An 18,054-nucleotide genomic window follows, 5' to 3' on the forward strand; every position below is an offset into this window, starting at 1 on the left:
CCGCGACGACCCTAGAGCAAAATCGGTCGCCTTGGACACCATCCAACCCGGCCCCGGCATGGCTCCGGCGTGATCCGGGGCCATTTTCCGCATTCAGACTGTTCCGGCTGGAAGCAGAATGGTCCGGCCCCGCCTGCGACAAACCGAAACGGACACCCAAAAGCCGCTTGCCATCCGGGGACGCCGCCGCTATGTCCCGCCCCTCGCTGACGCCGGTCCCGGCCGCCCGTCAGTGCGCAGACGATGAGTTCGGGTGATTAGCTCAGTTGGTAGAGCAGCTGACTCTTAATCAGCGGGTCGTAGGTTCGAACCCTACATCACCCACCATCGTTTCCCAGTAAAATCAAAAACTTAACCAAAGTCATCCCCGCGTACGGATTCTGCTTATCCGACTAGGACGGTGATTAGGACGGCGATTAGGACGGTATATTCGGTCCTCGTGGTTGATTGCTCCTCGCTGCGTTGGCCGTAGATTTGCGACCGTGAGCTGGCGGATGGCCACTAGCCGCGGCAGCGCTCAACTTTCTGCCCCTCGCTACCGAATCACAGGCATCAGGCGGCTGCGCGTATGGCAAACTCAACTGACTTCCCCGTGCAGTCCCGTTTTCTGCGAACGCCGGAAGCCGGCCATTTTCTAGGTCTCTCGGGGCGGACCTTGGAAAAGCACCGAACGTACGGAACAGGACCAACCTACAGAAAGATTGGAGGGCGGGTAATTTACGCCGTGCACGATCTGGAAGCGTGGGCCGATCTCGGCCTGCAGACCTCGACCGGAGAGCCCAAGAGTCAGGTCCACGCCGCCAAACCAAAAAGCGAAGATCACGCCCGGTTCTGAAGCTGCTGAGGTCGCAGATCTGATCGCCTATCTCGACAGCGTCGGCGTCGGGGACGAAGGACGGCGCCCTCGAACCCCCTGACCCCGCCTCGGCCGGGATGCGTCGCCCCCGACGCCGAACACAGGTCGCCACCGGCGCGCCCCTGGCAATCATCCAGTCTTCTCGAGCAAGCATGCGGTCGAAATTACGTCTTCGCATTCCCCCTCGCCCAAACGCGAGGGACCGCCCTAGAATGATCGTCGGCGGGTTCCGGGAACGATAGGCGCCGATCAAGAGCCAGGGGACGTGCGAGCGTCGGCGGCGATCGGTGGCGAAACGCCGGGCTTCCTCACAGAAGTTCCTGGCCCGCCCCCTCCCTCACCCGGGCTCGATCAGTCCCAGGCGCACGCCTGCGGCGACAGCCTCAATCCGGGTCCTGACCTTCAGCTTCGAACAAACCTTTTCCAGGTAGCTGTCCACCGTTCGGGGCGAGAGCGCCAGGATGACGCCGATGTCCGCGGAACTCTTCCCGAGACAGACCCACTGAAGGCATTCCTGTTCGCGAGGACTCAAGGAGGCGGCGGGCGGTGGTCGATCAGGATCTTCGGCAAGGGTTTGCATTGTACACCACTGGTTGTCTTGAGCCATGCGTACACGGCGCTTTTTGGCGCGGGCAACGACAAAGATTTGCGGGTGAACCGCAGGCTTTTTGCGGGACGATGGGCGCGCCCGGCGGGTTGAACGCCGGCTTCAGGACGACTACAGCCACCACGTCGGGCGCCGTCAGATAGGCGTGCAGTTGGAGCCGGGGTTCGCCCATGGCGGAGGCGGCGCTGCGCACCGAAGTCGCGGGCCTCATCGCAGAGGATTCCAACGCCCGACCCCTCCGCCTTGCGTCACGATTCCGTTTGATTCATGCTTGGGCGTCGGCGCCCGCGCCGATAGGGGCTTGGAATCCCCTGTGCGAAGTCAAACTCAACGACGCGCGTCTTGCGCGCCTGTCGCTTGTCAGCGGCCCGAACCCGCGCGCTCGTGCGGGGGCCGGAGCCTGCGCGATCTCGTCTGCGGATTCCCTGCCCTTCCCCGGAGGCCGGAGAACCGCGTTGACCGATGCCAAGGAGCTGAAACCGGAAGCGGCGGAGGGGCTGAACGGCCTCTACCGCCGCTATGCCGGTTGGCTCGACGGGCGGCTCAGGGCGCACATCGGCGCCGATCAGGCGGCGGACGTGGTTCAGGAGACCTACCTTCGCGCGGCGCCCTATCGGAGTACCGACATCCGGCACCCCAAGGCCTTCTTGCTCCGGATCGCCCTCAATCTGGTCCGGGACGAAAGCCGACGCCTGAAGCGCCAGCGCCAAACATCCGGCGACTTGACGCAAGATCAGAGCGAGTCCGCATCTCAGGCGGAACAACTGACGCTGAAGCAGATCATCCTGACCATGCCTCCGCTCTATCGCGACATCTTCGTCTTGAGCCGCTTTGGCGGTATGACCTATGCCGAAATAGCCGCTGCACGCGGGCTCAGCGTCAAGACCGTCGAATGGCGGATGTCGAAGGCGCTCGAGCACTGCGTCGCACGGCTGGACGATTAGGCGGACATGATGACGGTCGACGGCGACCTCGACATCCGACGGCAGGAAGCCGCTACCTGGTTCGCCCGCCTGAACCAGCGGCGTGTCTCGACGGACGACGTCAAGGCGTTCAGCGCCTGGCGCCGGGACCCGGAGAACGCCCTCGCCTACGCGCGAGTCGAATCCGTCTGGAACGCCGCCAACACCCTGGCGGGCGATCCTGACATCAGCGCCCTGACGGCCGAGGCTCTCGGAAAGGCGCCGCCGCCCATCCGGGCGCGCGCCATGGTGTCCCAGCTCTGGAAGCCGCTCGGCGGCGCCGCACTCGGTGGCCTTGTGATCGCCGTGGCGGCAGTCTGGGTCATCAGCCGCCCCCTGGAATACGCCACCGCCGTGGGCGAGCAGCACACCGTTCGGCTTGCCGACGGATCGCGGGTCACGCTCGATACCGGGACCCGCATTCAGGTCAAACTGCGCGATGAGCGGCGCTCCGTGACGCTGCTCTCGGGGCAGGCCTTCTTTGACGTGGTGGGAGACACGACTCGCCCATTCGTGGTCACCGCCGGAGACACGAACGTCACCGCGATCGGAACCCGTTTCGACGTACGTCGCGAAGGCGACGGGGCTCGCGTCACCCTTGTCGAAGGCCGGGTCGCCGTTCGAGAGGCGACCCAGGTCGGACCCGGATGGTCGCTCGGCCCGGGGCAACAGGTGGTCACCGCAGCCCGTCAGCCGACGGTCGCGGTCGTCGATGTGGTCAAGGAAACGAGTTGGACCACCGGCCGGCTGATCTTCGAGCGCACGCCGATCCACGCCGCTGTCGCCGAGATCAACCGGTACAGCGACACCCGGATCGATCTGCAAGCCTCCCATATCGCGGACATTCCCGTGAGCGGCGTTTTCGACACCGGCGACACCGAGGGCTTCATCGCCGCGCTGCAGGATTTGTATTCCATCAGCGCCCAACGCCGTCCGGACGGCACGGTGGTTCTATCGGGCCCGCCGGCCTGAAAATAATTCACAGGCGGACTTAGGGTGGTCCGCCCTGCCCGTCGTCTCTTCCCCGCCCCGCCAACGCGCGGGTAACCAGAAGGGGAAAGACTATGCGTATGGGTCTCGGTTCAACAGCGTTGTCGGCGCTGCTGCTGGCGTCGGCGACGCCGGTGATCGCGCAAACCGCGGAGGCGGTGAGGCGCTACGACGTGGCGGCCGGCCCGCTCGACCGGGCCCTGACCGCCTTCGCCCAACAGAGCGGCCAACAGATCCTCTATCCGGATGCGTTGGTGGTCGGGCGGTCGTCGCCGGGACTGAGCGGCGCCTACACCGCCGAGGCCGCCCTGTCCGCCACGCTGAGAGGCTCGGGCCTCTCCTATCGCCGGACCCGTCCCAACGTCTTTGTTCTCTACGATCCGACCACACGGGCCGGCGCCGACCTGACCTTGGAGACCATCACGCTTGATGAGGTGGTCGTGACCGGAAGTCTCATCCGGGGCGTCGCCGACGGCCCGTCCCCGGTGGTCACGGTGAGCCGCGACCAGATCGACCGCGACGGCCATGCCACGGTCGCCCAGGCCCTGGCCGCGCTGCCGCAGAATTTCGGAGGGACCGCCAACGAAGGCGCCCTGCAGAACGGCGCGGATCGCAGCGCCACCAACGGCAACTTCGCCTCCGGGGTCAATCTGCGCGGTCTGGGCAGCGACGCCACCCTCGTCCTCGTCAATGGACGGCGGATGGGCGGCGCCGGGGCGATGGGCGATTTCGCCGACGTCTCGACCCTCCCGACCAGTGCGATCGAGCGCATCGACGTTCTGCTCGACGGCGCATCGGCCCTCTACGGCGCCGACGCCGTCGGCGGCGTGGTCAACATCATCCTGCGCGACGACTACGAGGGCGCCGAGACCCGTGTGCGCCTGGGCGGGACCGCCGACGGCGCCAGCGACGAGTTCCAGATCGGCCAGACTTTTGGGCGGCGGTGGTCGTCGGGCAGCGTGCTGGGCGTCTACGAGTTCTACGATCGCGGCGCCTTGCCGGTGTCGGACCGCCGCCTCGCCGGGGATCCCGACCTTCGATGGCGCGGTGGGTCTGATCGACGGCTCAACTACAGCAGCCCGGGCAACATCGTCGTCTTCGATCCCGTCAGCGGCGGCTATGTCTCCGCCTACGCCATTCCCCCCGGGCAGGACGGGACCGACCTCGAGCCCGGCGACTTCCTCGCCGGCCGGACCAATCTGAGCAATCAGCGCCTGGGCCTGAACGTCCTGCCGCACCAGACCCGGCACAGCGTCTTCGCCGCGCTCCGGCAGGATCTGGGCGACCGGATCACTCTCAGCGCCGACGCCCGCTACGGCCGTCGCGACTATGAGACGACATCGGCGCCGTTCGCCATCCTGCTGACGGTCAACCGGGGCAACCCGTATTTCGTCTCTCCGACGGGCGCGGCCTCGCACACCATCGCCTATTCCTTCGAGAACGACCTGCCCAATCCGGTGATCAGCGGCGAGGCGGAGAGCTGGGCGACCTCGATCGGCGCCAAGATCGACCTCCTCGCCGACTGGCGGCTCGACACCTATGTCGCCTACGCCTCGGAGACCGGCGACAACCGCACCACCGGGACCCTCAACTCGACCTTCCTGCGGGAGGCCCTGGGCGCCGTCGCCGACAACCCGACCACCCCTTTCAGCGCCGCTCGAGACGGCTATTTCAATCCGTTCGGCGGCGGCGGCGGCAGCCCGGATGCGGTGCTGGCCTTCATCAACTCGGGTCATAACGCGACCCTCAGCGAGACGACGGTGACCTCGGCCAATCTTCAGGTCGATGGGACCCTGCTCTCGCTGCCCGGCGGACAGATCAAGCTCGCCGCGGGTCTGTCCTTTCGCGAGGAGACCTTTTGGCGCCGCAACGACAACTTCACTTCGAGCCTGACGCCGACGACGGGCGTTCCCACCCAATCGCACCGTCAGGTCTCGGCCGCGTTCGGCGAACTGCGCATCCCGCTGTTCGGCGCCAGCAACCGGCGGCCGGGGTTCGAACGCCTGGAGCTGTCGGTCGCCGCCCGGTTCGAGGACTATGAGGACATCGGCCAGACCACCAGCCCCAAGATCGGCGTGGTCTGGGATCCGACTTCGGACCTGACCCTGCGGGCGAACTACGGCGCCTCCTATCGCGCGCCCGCCCTGCGCGAGCTCAACGACGCGCCGCGGGCCAGCCCGACCTTCCTGCCGCGCGGGGCGCAGCAGATCCTGTCGATCATCCAGTACGGCGGCAATCCGGATCTGGAGTCCGAACAGGCCGACACCTGGACCCTGGGCGCGGAGTATCGGCCTTCATCGATCGAGGGCCTGCGTCTCGGGGTCAACTGGTTTCGGACCGACTTCGACAACCGCATCGGCCAGCCGACGTTCGAGAACATCCTGACGGCGCTGACCGATCCGGCCTTGTCGCCGTTCATCCGCATCGTCGCGCCCCTGACCAACGCCGACGACCGGGCCGCGGTGCAGGCCATCCTCGACCTGCCCACCACCAATCTCGCGAGCGCCTATCCCGCGACGTCCTATGAGGCGATCGTGGATGCGCGCTACGTCAACACCGCCCGCGTCCAAGTCGAAGGCGTCGATGTCAGCGCCGGCTACGCCTTCGACGTAGGGCCGAACGCCTTCGACCTCAACCTAACCTTCTCCTATCTCGGCCGCTTCGACAGCCAGGCCACGCCCAACGCCCCAACGGTCTCCCTGCGCGACCGCCCCAACTACCCGGTCGGCCTGCGCGGCCGCAGCAACATGGGATGGACGCGCGGCGACTGGGGCCTCTCCTCGTCGATCAACTATGTCGATGGGTACCGCGATCTCACGGGCGCGCGCATCGGCGCGTGGGTCACAGCGGATGTCCAGGTGCGCTATGCGCCCCAGTCCGGGCCGCTCCACGGATCGACCATCGCCCTGACGGTCCAGAACGCGTTCGACCGCGATCCCCCGTTCTACAACGCGCCCGAAGGCATCGGTTACGACGCGGCCAACACCAATGTCGTCGGCCGCTTCGTCTCGCTGCAACTGACCCGGGCCTGGTGATGCGGCGCGTCGGTTGTGGGCTGGTCGCCGTTCTCCTGGCGGCGGCCGGCCCGGTCCTGGGTCAGGCGCGGGCGCCTATCACCATCGAGACCATGCTGGGCCAGGAGAGCCTGGGCCAGGTGCGGATCAGTCCGCACGGCCGGTGGATCGTGGTCGAACGACGGACGGCCTGGTCTTCGGCCGCGACCTACCGCTTCGGGCTGATGACGCCGTACTTGCTCAGCGGGCTGGAAATCCACACCCCCGCCGGCGATCCGGTGCGCGGGATCGAGGATCCCGGCCACGCGAACGGCTATGTGTCCGGGCCGTTCTCGCCGAGCGGCGAGAAGATGTTGGTCTTCCGTCTGCAGGAGATGTCCTGGCGGCTGGGCGTCCTGACGCTGGCGACGGGGCAAATCCGTTGGCTGCCGCTGACGCCGGAGTTCACCGGCCTGGGCCGGACGGTCGCCTGGCGATCGGAGACGCAGTTGGTGGCGATCGCCCGTCCGGACGACGACCTCCCGCTGGTGTTCCGGCTCGGCGGACAGACCGAGGCGCGCAAGACGACGCTGTGGCGGACCTTCGCCGCCGGCCACGCGCCCTCCTCGGTGCTCATCCCCAGCGGTGCGGCGCGCGACAGCCGCCCTCATGCCGGCCCCGCCCGCCTGGTCCTGTTCGACCTTGATCGGGACGAGGGGCAGACCCTGGCGCGGGGCGAACTGTTCGATCTGGAGGTGTCTCCCGACGCAAGCGCGGTCGCGACGCTGTTCAACGCCGAGGACCTTCAGGCCGACGGGCAGACGCCGATCACCGTTGGCACGCCCAGCCGTCGCCGTCGGCTGTTGCTGGTCGATCTGGACGACCGCGTCGTGGCCGATCCGCTGCCCGATCAGGACTTCCTCTCACATCTGTTGTCGTGGTCACCCGATTCCAGCCGGCTGATCGCCTTCGCTCGGGATGCCGGGGGCGATTGGGGCGAGGGGCGCTTCTGGACGCTGGACCGGCGCGGTCGCGCCGAAGCGGTGGACCTCGGCGCGGCGCGGCCCTGGCTGGACGAGGAGGTCGGCAAGATTCCGATCGCCCGCGCCGGCTGGAGCGCCGGCCGGCCGGTCGTCCAGGCGCGCACCGTCCAGGGTGAGCGGGTCTGGTTGCGACCCGGACCGGCGCCGAGGGTCGCGCCGATGTCGACGCCGCGCGAGACCCTGGTCGAGGTCGCCGGGCGCAGTTGGGTCGAGCGCGCCGACGGCCTGCATCCGCTGTCGTCCGACGCCGCCCTCGGAATTGTCGCCGGTCGCCTGTGGGACCGTGAACGCGCGACGGACGGGGGCAGCCGGCAAGGCTGGAACCCCGACGGCGTCCAGCGCGGCGGACGCGTCCTGGTCGATCCGGACGGCTGCCTGAGCGCACCGACGGCGCCTCAGGCACGGACCTGCCTCCGGCCGCTCGCCGCCGACGAAAGCCTAGTCGCGGTCAGCCCGACGCGAGCCTATATGATCGCCCAGAGCCGGACCGCCGCAGGGTCGATCAGCCTGCGCCTGCACGCCGCCGACGCTGTACGGCCGTTGGCGACGGTCAACACAGTCTTCGACACCGTCGCCTGGGGCGAGATCGTCCCCGTCCCCCACCCCGGCCCGGACGGCCGGGCGCTGACCAGCTGGCTGCTGCTGCCGCCCGGAACGCCGCTCGGGGCCCGGCTTCCGGTGGCGGTGATCCTCTACCCCGGCGCCGACTACCCGGCCGCGCCGGTATGGCTGCGCCCCGGGGGCGAGCGGCTCCACATCAATCCGCAGGTCCTGGCGGCCGCCGGCTATGCCGTGGTCGTGCCGAGCCTGCCCCGGCGAACCGGCGCCGGACCGGGCCTGGATGATCTCGCCGACCGGATCGTGGCGATCATCGATGTCGCCGCTCGTGGCGGTCGGATCGATCGCGACCGCGTCGGCCTGATCGGACACAGCTACGGCGGCTACGGCGCCCTGCTGGCGGCGTCGCAGAGCGATCGGTTCCGGGCCGTGGTCGCCGCGGCGGGTTACACCGATCTCTCGCGGGCCTACGCCCTGCCGCCGCACTTTCAGGTCTCCCCGGAGGACGGCGTGCCGATCAATGCCCTCGCCGGCTGGGCCGAGACGGGCCAAGGCGGGATCGGCGCCTCGCTGGTCGGACGGCCGCAGGCCTATGTCGACAACAGCCCCCTCTATCTGGCCGAGCGGATCCGCGCTCCCGCCCTGCTGATCGAAGGCGATCTCGACCCCGTCGGGTCCGATGTCCTGTTCGGCGCCCTCTACCGCCTCGATCGCGAGGCGGCGTTCGTGACCTACACCGGCGAGGGCCACGTGTTCGTCAGCCCGGCCAATCTGCGGGACCTGCACGCTCGGATTCTAGACTGGCTCAGCCGCTATGTGCGCCCGACGGATGTCGGTGATCCGCGCCTGCCAGCTTTGGACCCAGACCTCCAGGACGGCGGCGACGAGTAGCCGGTTGTAGCCGGGGCTCCAGATCAGATGCGCCTCCGTCAGCTCGGGCTCGAGCGCCCGGCGGTCGATCAGGCCGTGGGCGGCCTGAAGGCCGTCGAGAAGGAGCGGCGTCAGCAGGGGCAGGCTGACGCGCGTCACCTGGCCGTAGAAATGGCTGAGATCACCCTTGCTCCGCCGTTCGGTGAGCATGGGCGGCAGGCGCGGGGCGAAGGCCCGCCGGGCCAGGCCGCGATCGCGGACGCCCGCGATGAGCCGGTCGGCGGGAATGGCCAGGCAGTGCTCGACCACGGGCTGGCTAAGGAACGGGTGCAGCAGGTCGCCCGCGCGGGCCCGAAGACAGTCGCCCCAAAACAGCTGGGCGTTCACGAATTGCCGCAACTGGCGGGCCTTGGCCGGCGGCAAGGCAGCCATGTCTTCGAGCCAGGGATGGCGCCGACCCGCGACCTCGGTCTCCCGTGACCGGCCGCTCAAGGCGTAACCGAGCACCGTCCAGGCCGAGTGCCGTGTCCAGCGCGCCACGGCCGCGAGGAAGGCCGGCGACAGGCCGGTCAAGCCTTCCCGGCGACGGCGATCGATGACCACGGCGGGGTCCGACGCCTGAAAGAACACGGCGTCGCCGCCCTGGCCCGTGAGAAGGCCGGTGGCCCGAGCCCGGCGCATCCGGCCGGCGACCTCCGCGTCATAGGTGACGTCGACGCCTTGGAGCGCCGGCCGCACGCTCTCGCCGAGCGGATGCAACTGCGCCAGGGTGATGGCCTCGACCGGTTTGCGCACCGCCGTCAGGGACAGGTCCAGATGGGCCGCCGCCGCCGTCGCATAGGGCCGTTCATCGCCTTCTCGCCAGTCGCCATGGAAGTTGAGGAAGCGGGCGCGGACGGCGTGGCCGGTCGCCTTCAGGCTGCTGGCCGCGATGGCGGAGTCCAACCCACCCGAGAGCTCGCCCACCAGCCGGCTGTGCGGTGTGGCCAGGGCGGCGACCGTCTCGTCCACCACGCCGATCAGACCGCCATGGCTCTCGTCCCAGCCCTGCGCCGCGCGGCAGAAGGCCGCCGGCGTCCAGATGGGCCTGGCCTCGGCCCTCTCGCCGATGATGCACAGCGCGCCGGGATTGATGGCGGTCAGTCCGTGCAGGGCCAGCCGGTCGCCGAGCAGCTCGGGGGCGGCGGCGATCTCTCCCAGCACCCGCCAGTCGATCTCGAGGTCGGCCGGCAGCAGAGCATCCGCCAGACGCGGGGGCTCCTGCGCCGCCAGCACCGCGCCGCCGTATCGCCACCAGACGCAGTCCAGCGCGCCGGTCGGATCGCGCAGCATCGCAAACCGCCCCTCGTCGTCCCGCCAGACCAGGACGTAACGGCCCCAGCCCGACCGGACCACGGCCCGGGCCAGATCGGCCGACCCGGCGCTGCACGCGATCAGGGTCGACAGCGGAACGGTCGCGCCGCGCCAGTCGCCGATCAGGAAATGGCGCCGCCCGACCTGCCGGACGGTGAGGCGCGCCCGCGGCCCGAGCAGGATGCAGACGTCGTCGATCGGACCGAAAGGCCGCCACCCGTGGCGTTCAAGGGCGCTCACCACCTGGTCCACCGCGATCCGGTCGACCTCGCCGAGACGCCGCCGGTCGAGCACCAGATAGCCGGCCTGATCGGGACCCGGAATCTTCATCGGCGGAAGATGGGAGTGTAGGCCCACAGCCGTTCGACATCGTCGTTGAGACAAACGTCGCCCGCCTGGACCCAGCAATGGGCGTTGAACGGCCAGAGCCTGACGCCGAACACCCAGGCGGCGGCCAGCCCCGACCGGCGCAGGAAGCTGACCAGCATCGCCGAGCGCAGCAGGCATTCTCCTTCCAGCGGGAGCCACGGGGCCATCGCCCAGAACAGCCGCGCCGCGGCCAGCGTGGCCACCGGGTCGCGCGACAGCTCGGTCCGCGCGTCGGCGACACGCAGATAGGGCGAGAGACCCTGTCCCGCCCTCGCTCGTCGGATGTCCGCGACGACGCCCGCGGCGGTGATCAGCGCCCGCGGCCCCGGCCCGCGGCCCGCGGGACCATGGATGATCGATCTCATCGGCGTCGGGGGCGGCGCCTGGGCCGGGGGCGGCGGGTTGGACGCCAGCAATCCCGCCGCCTCCAGGGTGTCGGCCATGGGGCCGGGCCGGATCGCCATCTGGCGTCCGCGGGCCACAGCCGCGGCGCCGCCGGGCAGGCAGAGATAGGCGTCGCCGGCGATGTCCAGCAGCGCCAGGTCGTCGCCGATGCACGCGGCGTGGACGTCCGGCTTGAGGTAGAGGGTCATGGGCGTCGTCGGGATGCGGCAAGGCGCGATGGGCGCCGGCGGGAGCCGGCGCCCAGGCCTTCAGCCCTGGTCCCAGAGCCGCACCGGGATCTGTTCGAAATCGCCGGTGAGGTGGTCGGCCCGGGTGGCCTGCTCGGCCGAACCCAGCCGAACGAGATTCACGCGAATGCCGGCGGGCTCGTACAGGCGGACCGGGATCAGTTCCATGTCGCCGGTCTGGGAATCGGCGCGGGTCGCGCGCCGGGCGGAACCGAGCGCGATCAGGCTCGGCGTATGCGGGGTGTTCATGGCTTAGCCTCCGTTGAGCGGGACAGAGCGCCCCGCCGGAACAGCCAGCGCGTGCAACGTCATATTTTCAAACTATATTTCATCTATACTTTCACTTGATCTCCGCATGGCAGCGAAGACTGCCTGAGACACAGCGACCCGCCCTTGATGGTAAACGTCGACTTCCACACGCAGGTCGGCGATCCGATTTTGCGACAGAAGAATTTCCTGGAGGCCGATCTGATCGGCCTCGATCGGCTCGACCCCCGCCTCCACCATCCGGATGGGCCGAAGCTGGATCGCGGTCCGCCGTTGGGTGCGCGCCAGGACGTCGCTGCCGGCGGCGGCGGCGATGGCGGCGTAGAGGGTTTCCACTCGTGTCAAAAGCATCGCCGGCGGGCCTTCGGCGCCCCAGGCGATCGGAACGGCGTGACTATCCAGCGCCCAGTGGGCGAGGCGCCGATGCAGTTCGTATAACTCCGCGATATCCGACGCGGACGGACTGGGTGCAAAATAGCCCCGACCCGGCCGATGCTCGAGGACGCCCTCGCCCGCCAGGCGCGCCAGGGCCTCGCGCACCGGGGTCGGACTGAGGCGAAGCTCCGCCGCCAAGGCGGTGGCCACGAGCGGCTCGCCCCAACGGAACCGGCCGGCTCCGGCGAAGCCCGCCAACGCCCGCAGGGCGGTATGATAGGGGTCACGCGCCTTCATGCCCCAGCTTTCGAAGACGGACACCGGCGGCGCAACCTGGCCGCCTCCCGCGCCGCGCGAGCGAGTCTGTATACGGACCAGGGTTACAAGTTTTCGCGACCCACCCGCAGGTTATTTGCGTCATCTCGCAAGGTTTTCTCCACCGTTTCTTTCCCATCTTTCATTTGATGCTCGGTTGCCCCATTTTTCAACCAGTAGGGGTGCGGGACGAGAGTCGCGGGCGGCCCAAGTGAGAGGAGTGACGTCAGGGTGATGGACCGCGCCGACCGCCAGTCCCAGAGCGAAACCTTGTCCGCCGCGCTGCGCCTGATCCGCTCGCATCGCCGAATGAAGACGGCCGATGTGGCGCGCGGCATGAACATGGCGCTCAGGTCCTATGAGCATTTCGAAGCCGGCGGCGGCCGGGTGAACCTCGAACGCATCCATCGCTTTGCGGAGGTTACGGATTCCGATCCCCACGCCATCCTGGCCGCCCTGGTTCTCGGGTCGCCAGAGTTCGCCCTGCGCACCATCGACAACAAGCTCATGACCATCTTGATGGTGGCGCTGCAGGAGTTCGATGAGGAGGTCGGGGACGTGCTGGCCGAACTGGACGCCCGCACCATCATCAACACCTTCACCCGGGCGCTGAAGGACCTGGCGCTGCAGTCGGTGCGCCGAGACAGCGCGGCCAATGCGTGGCTACAGCAGAGGATGGGAAAGCTGGTTTCGCCGAACCTGGGGGCCGGTGATGGTCCCTCGGGGACGTCCACACCGTAGAATCCCGGCCGGAAACCTGCGGGCTGGCCGCAACCCCGCCGTTGCGTCTGTGCTTGAGGGCATGTCCGCGTCTCCGTCCAGTCACTCGTTTCCCGTTGCCGATCGGTTCGCACGTCTTTCGGACCGGCAGCGCCAATGTCTCAGCTTGGCCGCCGAGGGTCTGACATCCGCCAGGATCGCCGAGCGGATCGGCCTCTCGGGCCGGACTGTCGATGAACATCTGATGCTGGCTTGCCGCGCGCTCGGCGTCCGCACCCGGATTCAGGCCGTCGCCTGGCTTGCCGTCCAGACGCGTCCCCCGTCCGAACCGCAGACCTTCCGACCGTAGAGTTCCGGTGGGGCGCTCGCGGGTCGCCGCGGGTCGCGCCGATCGGGTTTGCTTGCCCCTCTCGACGGAGCCCGCCGTGCTGGACCTCGCTTTGATCCTCAGCCTATCCCAGGCCTGCGCCCCCCAGGCGGCGCCGGAGACCCTGGCCGCCGTCGCCTATGCGGAGAGCCGGTTCAATCCGGTCGCGATTGGAGTGAATCGGGGTCCGCGTCTCGCGCGACCGCCCCGGGACGCCGTCGAAGCCGCGCGCCTCGCCCGCGCCCTGCTGGCGCGCGGCGCCAACCTCGACCTGGGGCTGGCCCAGATCAACAGCGACAATCTCGGCTGGCTCGGCTTGTCGGTCGAAGCCGCCTTCGATCCCTGTCGCAACCTCGCCGCAGCTGGGCGGGTGCTTCAGGCCAGCTACCGGCCCGCCTCCGCCCACCCGTCCGACCAACAGGCGGCCCTGCGCGCCGCACTGTCGCGCTACAACACCGGCCATCCCGAGCGGGGGCTGCGCAACGGCTATGTCGCTCGGGTCGAACAGGCGGCGCGGCGTCTGTCCCTGTCGCCCCCGCGTCCCCCGGACGAGGCTGGCGCAGCGCCCCCTACGCCCGCCTGTCCGGATCCGCCGCCGCTGTCCTGGGACATCTTCGCGCGCATGCGCGAAAGTCGCTCGGGCGATCCGCTAGGGCCGATCGTTTTCCGTCGCCACATCCCGCCAGCCTCGCCGGTCGGGCTGGAGCCCGAGCCCTGCAACATCGCAACGCCCAGACGCTAGGCCGCCGCCAGAGGCGCTAGGCCGGCGGCGAGGCGGCGCCAGGCGTCCGCGCCGTCGCTGGCGAACTGGATCAACGAGAGATCGGCCGTATCGACGAAGCCCTGTTCGATCAGAACCTCCAGCCGGAGGAGGCTGGACCAATAGGCTCATCGACCAGAATCACGGGAACGGCCTTCATCTTGCCCGTCTGGCGCAGGGTCAGGATTTCGAACCGTTCGTCCAGGGTGCCGAAGCTGCCAGGAAACACCACCAGCGCATTGGCGCGCATGGCCAGATGCATCTTGCGCATCGGGAAGTAGTGGAACCGGAACGTCAGTTCCGGGGTCGACCAGGCGTTCGGAGCCTGCTCGTGCGGCAGGCCGATGTTGAAGCCGATGGACGGCGCGCCGACCTCGGCCGCACCGCGGTTGGCCGCCGCATTGGTGGTCACGACCGCCAGACGCTGGCCATAGGTGTAGTGATAGGTCCAGGTCGCCGGCGCCCCGCCGCCGACCAAGGTGCGCACCTCCTGGTACAGGTTCCCATCCCCGCTCCAGGTCAACGCCCGGCTTTCGGTCGCGTCGCTGACCGAGGCGATGCGGTTCATATTGCTGGCCGGGCCATAGGTGCGGGCATAGGCCAGGGTCGGCGCCCACTCGAACGTCGGCTGGTTCAGGCCGATGGAGGTGACCTTGCCCGCGGCGTCACGGCCATAGGCGTAGCTGGTCAAGCCCGGACCGGTCCCGGCCACGAAGGCGTGAGTCAGCCCGGTCAGGTCGTTGTTCACGTCGTAGGCCTAGCTGGAATCCGCCGCCGCACCCGGGAGATCGACGCGCGGCCGTTGCGGCCGGTCCATTTGTAGGTCTGCATACTCACGCACATGGAAGTTACGGCCCATGGCGATCGAACAGGCTGATCAACCGCAGTTAAGCCCCAATCAACCGCACGCGTATTAGCCAGGTTATAAAGAAATGCACTGCACCAAATACCGCCGAGAACATCACAAATAGCGCCAGCCGAAGATTTCCAGCTCCAGAAGTATCAATCGATGCGAGAGCCAACGCCGAAATCAGCGAGTAAACAATCATGCAGGTAAAATAACCTACAGCTTGTCTATCAGGAAATTTTGATACTATCCAAACAGCTAAGCCGCCAACAACTCCCATAACTAAAACCGTCGGTATGATCACATAAAACAAGTATCCGGACAAAACTTTATCGTACATCGAACCGAAACTGATCGGGCCATTCTGCATACCTATATCCCGAAACATAAGCGCAATCTCGAAAGAGATCGTCAAAATTATCGGCAGAAGCCAAGCCAGAAAAATCCTCATCGTTTCATCCTTCACAGACCCGCATGTCATGAGCAAAAAATCGCAAACTAGCGCCCCGCTATCCGCGACGGTATGCCAGAACTGGTCGTCGTACTTCCGGGATTACGACCACTTCCAACGTAACGACGGCGGACTACGTTTTCAGTATCTCGACGAACTCCCCAGTCGTTGGTGCGAATGGTTCCGCCGTTTCCGTGAGCAGTTGAGGCTGAAGTCACCAACGGATCCTCGACCCGCTCAGCATCGCCACGCCCTCCGGAAATGGTAGGAGTATATATTCCGACATGCTCTCCGTTGGTGACGATATCACCGGGTTTTGACGCTTCATCGGCGGGAACAATCGCATAATTTGCTATCCTTACAGATGGGTCTGCCCATTCGGCAGCAGTCGGCATTCGCCCATCTATCCGGCCTGGAGCAACCCTCCCTGCGACTAGAGCATCAAATACAAATATATTGCACTTCGGAGCACCAAGACCGCCCCAGATGCCGCCAGACCAGCGGCCACCTACCTCAGCATTAAAAGTATCTTTTCTCCATCGACGGCTCCCTTCTTGAGCTCTCGCCCAAGCGGCTGCCTCCTCCGGAGTCATCCCGGTCGAATCTACCAAGTTCGCGGGATCGTTTCGAACATACATATACAGGTTCGGATCATCCTTGGTCCCGATGGGATCTCGGGTAAGGAATTGACCCAAGTAGGGCGAGTAGTACCGCGCCCGGTAGTAGTAGAGCCCCGTCTCAGGATCGTACTGCCGTCCGGTGTAGCCGAACGGGCTCTGCGCCGGCGGCGCGCCCTCGCCGTGCGGCGAGTAGGTCGTCGTCCCCACCGTCTTGCCCGTGCTGTCCGAGGTGGCGATCACTGAGCCCTGATGGTCGGTGTGGTGCCAGTAGACGACGCCTGACGACGTCACCGTCGCCAGACGGGCGTCCATGGTCGGGTTGCCGTCCTTGTCCACCGTCCCGTCGGGAATGAACCGCCGGATCAGGTCGCCGTTGACGTCGTACTCGGCCAGCTCGTCGGCGCCGGACCACAGCGTCCGCGTCGTGACCCCGTTGACCACCTTCTTGGTGCGGCGGTCGTCGCTGTCGTAATGGTAGCTGGCCGTCAGCGGCGAAACCGCATTGTTCTCCACCGCCCCGAGCCGGTGGCCGTAGGTGTAGTGATAGGTCCAGGTCACCGACGCCCCGCCGCCGACCGGGGTGCGCACCTCCTGGTACAGGTTCCCATCCCCGCTCCAGGTCAACGCCCGGCTTTCGGTCGCGTCGCTGACCGAGGCGATCCGGTTCATATTGCTGGCCGGGCCATAGGTGCGGGCATAGGCCAGGGTCGGCGCCCACTCGAACGTCGGCTGGTTCAGGCCGATGGAGGTGACCTTGCCCGCGGCGTCACGGCCGTAGGCGAAGCTGGTCGAGCCCGGACCGGTCCCGGCCACGAAGGCGTGGGTCATCCCGATCAGGTCGTTGTCGACGTCATAGCTGTAGCTGGTGTCCGCCGCCGCGCCCGGACGGTCGACACCGGTACGCCGGCTCAGCGAGTCATGCGCGATCGTGACCGTCTGGGTCCCGGAGGCGCCCGGGAAGCTGACCGTCTGCACCCGGTTGGCCAGGTCGAAGCCATAGGTGATGGTCCAACCGCCCGGCTGGGTGATCGAGGTGCGGTTGCCGCGCCCGTCGGCATAGCCGTAGCCGGTCGTGAAGCTGAGCCCGCCCACGCCCTCGGGCCGCCACTGCTCGGCCGTCAGCCGGCCCAGGCCGTCGGCGTAGGTGGCGGTCGTGATCTGGCTGGAATGTCGCGCCAGACCGGACGCCGGGAAAAATCAGATAACGTATCCGCTACCAATAACGACGTAGCCGGAAGTTGACGGTCGAAGCTCTGTGTATCCGAAAAATTCTTTCCCTTTCGATATCAAGATTACCAGGCCGTCAGGCATCTCGTGGGCACAGACCAAGCTTTCGTTTGATCTGACGAAAGCTGAGAAACCACGCCTCTGCTCATCGTTCATAGGCAAAATCTTCGAAAAATTCGTGCCGTCAGATCGCCAACCATTGTGACAAGGCGGCACTTTCGACGGGATCGAAGCGCAAGCCGAAACAAATATCAAAAACAAAAATGCGGAAATTCTACTCATTAATCACCTCCTCGACGATATTCCAAGGTTCCAGGCGGCGCAATTTGCTCACCCGTTCTATAATTATCGTCTGGACCAAATTCCGTGACAGCACCAGAAGCATCACCAATAAAAGTCGATACCTGATTTCCAGTAGCTCTGTTTGTGCTCACCACTTGCTCTTTATCTTTCTCTGACAGTCTTCCAGAATTAATACTGTCATTACTTCGCCTGTCAGCAGGGGTACCTCCCCCGCCACGCTTAGGAGGATGCAAGTGAGCTATACCAACGGTATCGTCTCCAGGTCGATCCCGAGGTGAAACCGAAATGCCGACTTCGTTGTTATCTCCCTCGGTCTCAATGCTATCCCAATAGAATTCCCCAGTTTCTCCGTCTTGCTTTATGTCCCCGCCAGCTTCTGGTCGGTCGGTGCTCGACCCTGATACTCTGGCCGCTGCCTTCAAAAGGTCTATCGCCGCCTCTTGCATGGTTCCATACCGAGTAAATTGTTCCATCCCCGTCGGATCCGTCGCGTTCGCCGGATCCAGCCCGACGTACATATACAGGTTGGGATCGTCCTTGGTCCCGATGGGATCGCGGGTGAGGAACTG

At 66.8% G+C, this 18,054-nt stretch carries 16 protein-coding genes and 1 tRNA gene; 8 read left to right on the top strand and 9 right to left on the bottom strand.

What is annotated here, in order from left to right:
• Positions 1-251: 251 nt before the first annotated feature.
• A tRNA-Lys gene (locus tag AC07NB_RS15655) sits at positions 252-327 on the top strand.
• 866 nt (positions 328-1,193) lie between these two features.
• On the opposite strand, the gene AC07NB_RS15660 is transcribed toward AC07NB_RS15655, so the two are convergent.
• Complete coding sequence (locus AC07NB_RS15660) at positions 1,194-1,463, bottom strand: helix-turn-helix domain-containing protein (protein ID WP_494572589.1); 270 nt, start codon at positions 1,461-1,463, stop codon at positions 1,194-1,196.
• Positions 1,464-1,918: 455 nt separating this feature from the next.
• On the opposite strand from AC07NB_RS15660, the gene AC07NB_RS15665 reads away from it, so the two are divergent.
• The 4 genes from AC07NB_RS15665 to AC07NB_RS15680 all read left to right on the top strand — a co-directional run bounded on the left by AC07NB_RS15665 (position 1,919) and on the right by AC07NB_RS15680 (position 8,900).
• Positions 1,919-2,407, top strand: coding sequence for an RNA polymerase sigma factor (locus AC07NB_RS15665; RefSeq protein ID WP_494572079.1), 489 nt, complete (start codon positions 1,919-1,921; stop codon positions 2,405-2,407).
• A gap of 6 nt (positions 2,408-2,413) precedes the next feature.
• Complete coding sequence (locus tag AC07NB_RS15670; protein WP_494572078.1) at positions 2,414-3,397, top strand: FecR family protein; 984 nt, start codon at positions 2,414-2,416, stop codon at positions 3,395-3,397.
• A 92-nt stretch (positions 3,398-3,489) separates the two neighbouring features.
• On the top strand, positions 3,490-6,450 hold the full coding sequence (locus AC07NB_RS15675; RefSeq protein ID WP_494572077.1) for a TonB-dependent receptor domain-containing protein: 2,961 nt from the start codon (positions 3,490-3,492) through the stop codon (positions 6,448-6,450).
• Positions 6,450-8,900, top strand: coding sequence for an alpha/beta hydrolase family protein (locus tag AC07NB_RS15680; protein WP_494572076.1), 2,451 nt, complete (start codon positions 6,450-6,452; stop codon positions 8,898-8,900). The genes AC07NB_RS15675 and AC07NB_RS15680 overlap by 1 nt, the downstream gene beginning before the upstream one ends.
• Here the strand turns inward: AC07NB_RS15680 and AC07NB_RS15685 are convergent.
• The 4 genes from AC07NB_RS15685 to AC07NB_RS15700 all read right to left on the bottom strand — a co-directional run bounded on the left by AC07NB_RS15685 (position 8,805) and on the right by AC07NB_RS15700 (position 12,172).
• Positions 8,805-10,562, bottom strand: coding sequence for an asparagine synthase-related protein (locus AC07NB_RS15685; protein ID WP_494572075.1), 1,758 nt, complete (start codon positions 10,560-10,562; stop codon positions 8,805-8,807). The two genes, AC07NB_RS15680 and AC07NB_RS15685, sit on opposite strands and share 96 nt — an antisense overlap.
• Positions 10,559-11,194, bottom strand: a complete 636-nt coding sequence (locus AC07NB_RS15690) for a lasso peptide biosynthesis B2 protein (RefSeq protein WP_494572074.1) — start codon at positions 11,192-11,194, stop codon at positions 10,559-10,561. The genes AC07NB_RS15685 and AC07NB_RS15690 overlap by 4 nt, the downstream gene beginning before the upstream one ends.
• A 60-nt stretch (positions 11,195-11,254) precedes the next feature.
• Positions 11,255-11,482 carry a hypothetical protein gene (locus AC07NB_RS15695; RefSeq protein WP_494572073.1) on the bottom strand — a complete coding sequence of 76 codons (228 nt, stop codon included), beginning with the start codon at positions 11,480-11,482 and terminating at the stop codon, positions 11,255-11,257.
• A 72-nt stretch (positions 11,483-11,554) separates the two neighbouring features.
• Complete coding sequence (locus AC07NB_RS15700; RefSeq protein ID WP_494572072.1) at positions 11,555-12,172, bottom strand: GntR family transcriptional regulator; 618 nt, start codon at positions 12,170-12,172, stop codon at positions 11,555-11,557.
• Positions 12,173-12,424: 252 nt separating this feature from the next.
• Here AC07NB_RS15700 and AC07NB_RS15705 point away from each other — a divergent pair, with 252 nt between their 5' ends.
• The 3 genes from AC07NB_RS15705 (at position 12,425) to AC07NB_RS15715 (ending at position 14,019) form a co-directional block, all read left to right on the top strand.
• Positions 12,425-12,931 (top strand): helix-turn-helix domain-containing protein, encoded by a 507-nt coding sequence (locus tag AC07NB_RS15705; RefSeq protein ID WP_494572071.1) that lies wholly within the window; start codon positions 12,425-12,427, stop codon positions 12,929-12,931.
• Positions 12,932-12,992: 61 nt separating this feature from the next.
• Complete coding sequence (locus AC07NB_RS15710; RefSeq protein WP_494572590.1) at positions 12,993-13,259, top strand: helix-turn-helix domain-containing protein; 267 nt, start codon at positions 12,993-12,995, stop codon at positions 13,257-13,259.
• A gap of 76 nt (positions 13,260-13,335) precedes the next feature.
• Positions 13,336-14,019, top strand: a complete 684-nt coding sequence (locus AC07NB_RS15715) for a lytic transglycosylase domain-containing protein (protein WP_494572069.1) — start codon at positions 13,336-13,338, stop codon at positions 14,017-14,019.
• 109 nt (positions 14,020-14,128) lie between these two features.
• On the opposite strand, the gene AC07NB_RS15720 is transcribed toward AC07NB_RS15715, so the two are convergent.
• From AC07NB_RS15720 to AC07NB_RS15735, 4 genes are all read right to left on the bottom strand, one after another.
• Positions 14,129-14,785 (bottom strand): LOG family protein, encoded by a 657-nt coding sequence (locus AC07NB_RS15720; RefSeq protein ID WP_494572068.1) that lies wholly within the window; start codon positions 14,783-14,785, stop codon positions 14,129-14,131.
• A gap of 139 nt (positions 14,786-14,924) precedes the next feature.
• Positions 14,925-15,335, bottom strand: a complete 411-nt coding sequence (locus AC07NB_RS15725) for a hypothetical protein (RefSeq protein ID WP_494572067.1) — start codon at positions 15,333-15,335, stop codon at positions 14,925-14,927.
• Between the two features lie 47 nt (positions 15,336-15,382).
• Positions 15,383-17,047, bottom strand: coding sequence for an RHS repeat-associated core domain-containing protein (locus AC07NB_RS15730; RefSeq protein WP_494572066.1), 1,665 nt, complete (start codon positions 17,045-17,047; stop codon positions 15,383-15,385).
• Between the two features lie 416 nt (positions 17,048-17,463).
• On the bottom strand, positions 17,464-18,054 hold a 591-nt coding region (locus AC07NB_RS15735; RefSeq protein WP_494572591.1), incomplete at its 5' end, for an RHS repeat-associated core domain-containing protein.

Source organism: Brevundimonas sp. GW821-FHT09G01 (assembly GCF_059416065.1).

Bases quoted from the DNA above. Each gene is read 5' to 3' on its own strand.
- AC07NB_RS15660 (WP_494572589.1), bottom strand. From the start codon at position 1,463: ATGGCTCAAGACAACCAGTGGTGTACAATGCAAACCCTTGCCGAAGAT.
- AC07NB_RS15670 (WP_494572078.1), top strand. From the start codon at position 2,414: ATGATGACGGTCGACGGCGACCTCGACATCCGACGGCAGGAAGCCGCT.
- AC07NB_RS15675 (WP_494572077.1), top strand. From the start codon at position 3,490: ATGCGTATGGGTCTCGGTTCAACAGCGTTGTCGGCGCTGCTGCTGGCG.
- AC07NB_RS15680 (WP_494572076.1), top strand. From the start codon at position 6,450: ATGCGGCGCGTCGGTTGTGGGCTGGTCGCCGTTCTCCTGGCGGCGGCC.
- AC07NB_RS15685 (WP_494572075.1), bottom strand. From the start codon at position 10,562: ATGAAGATTCCGGGTCCCGATCAGGCCGGCTATCTGGTGCTCGACCGG.
- AC07NB_RS15690 (WP_494572074.1), bottom strand. From the start codon at position 11,194: ATGACCCTCTACCTCAAGCCGGACGTCCACGCCGCGTGCATCGGCGAC.
- AC07NB_RS15695 (WP_494572073.1), bottom strand. From the start codon at position 11,482: ATGAACACCCCGCATACGCCGAGCCTGATCGCGCTCGGTTCCGCCCGG.
- AC07NB_RS15700 (WP_494572072.1), bottom strand. From the start codon at position 12,172: ATGAAGGCGCGTGACCCCTATCATACCGCCCTGCGGGCGTTGGCGGGC.
- AC07NB_RS15705 (WP_494572071.1), top strand. From the start codon at position 12,425: ATGGACCGCGCCGACCGCCAGTCCCAGAGCGAAACCTTGTCCGCCGCG.
- AC07NB_RS15710 (WP_494572590.1), top strand. From the start codon at position 12,993: ATGTCCGCGTCTCCGTCCAGTCACTCGTTTCCCGTTGCCGATCGGTTC.
- AC07NB_RS15725 (WP_494572067.1), bottom strand. From the start codon at position 15,335: ATGAGGATTTTTCTGGCTTGGCTTCTGCCGATAATTTTGACGATCTCT.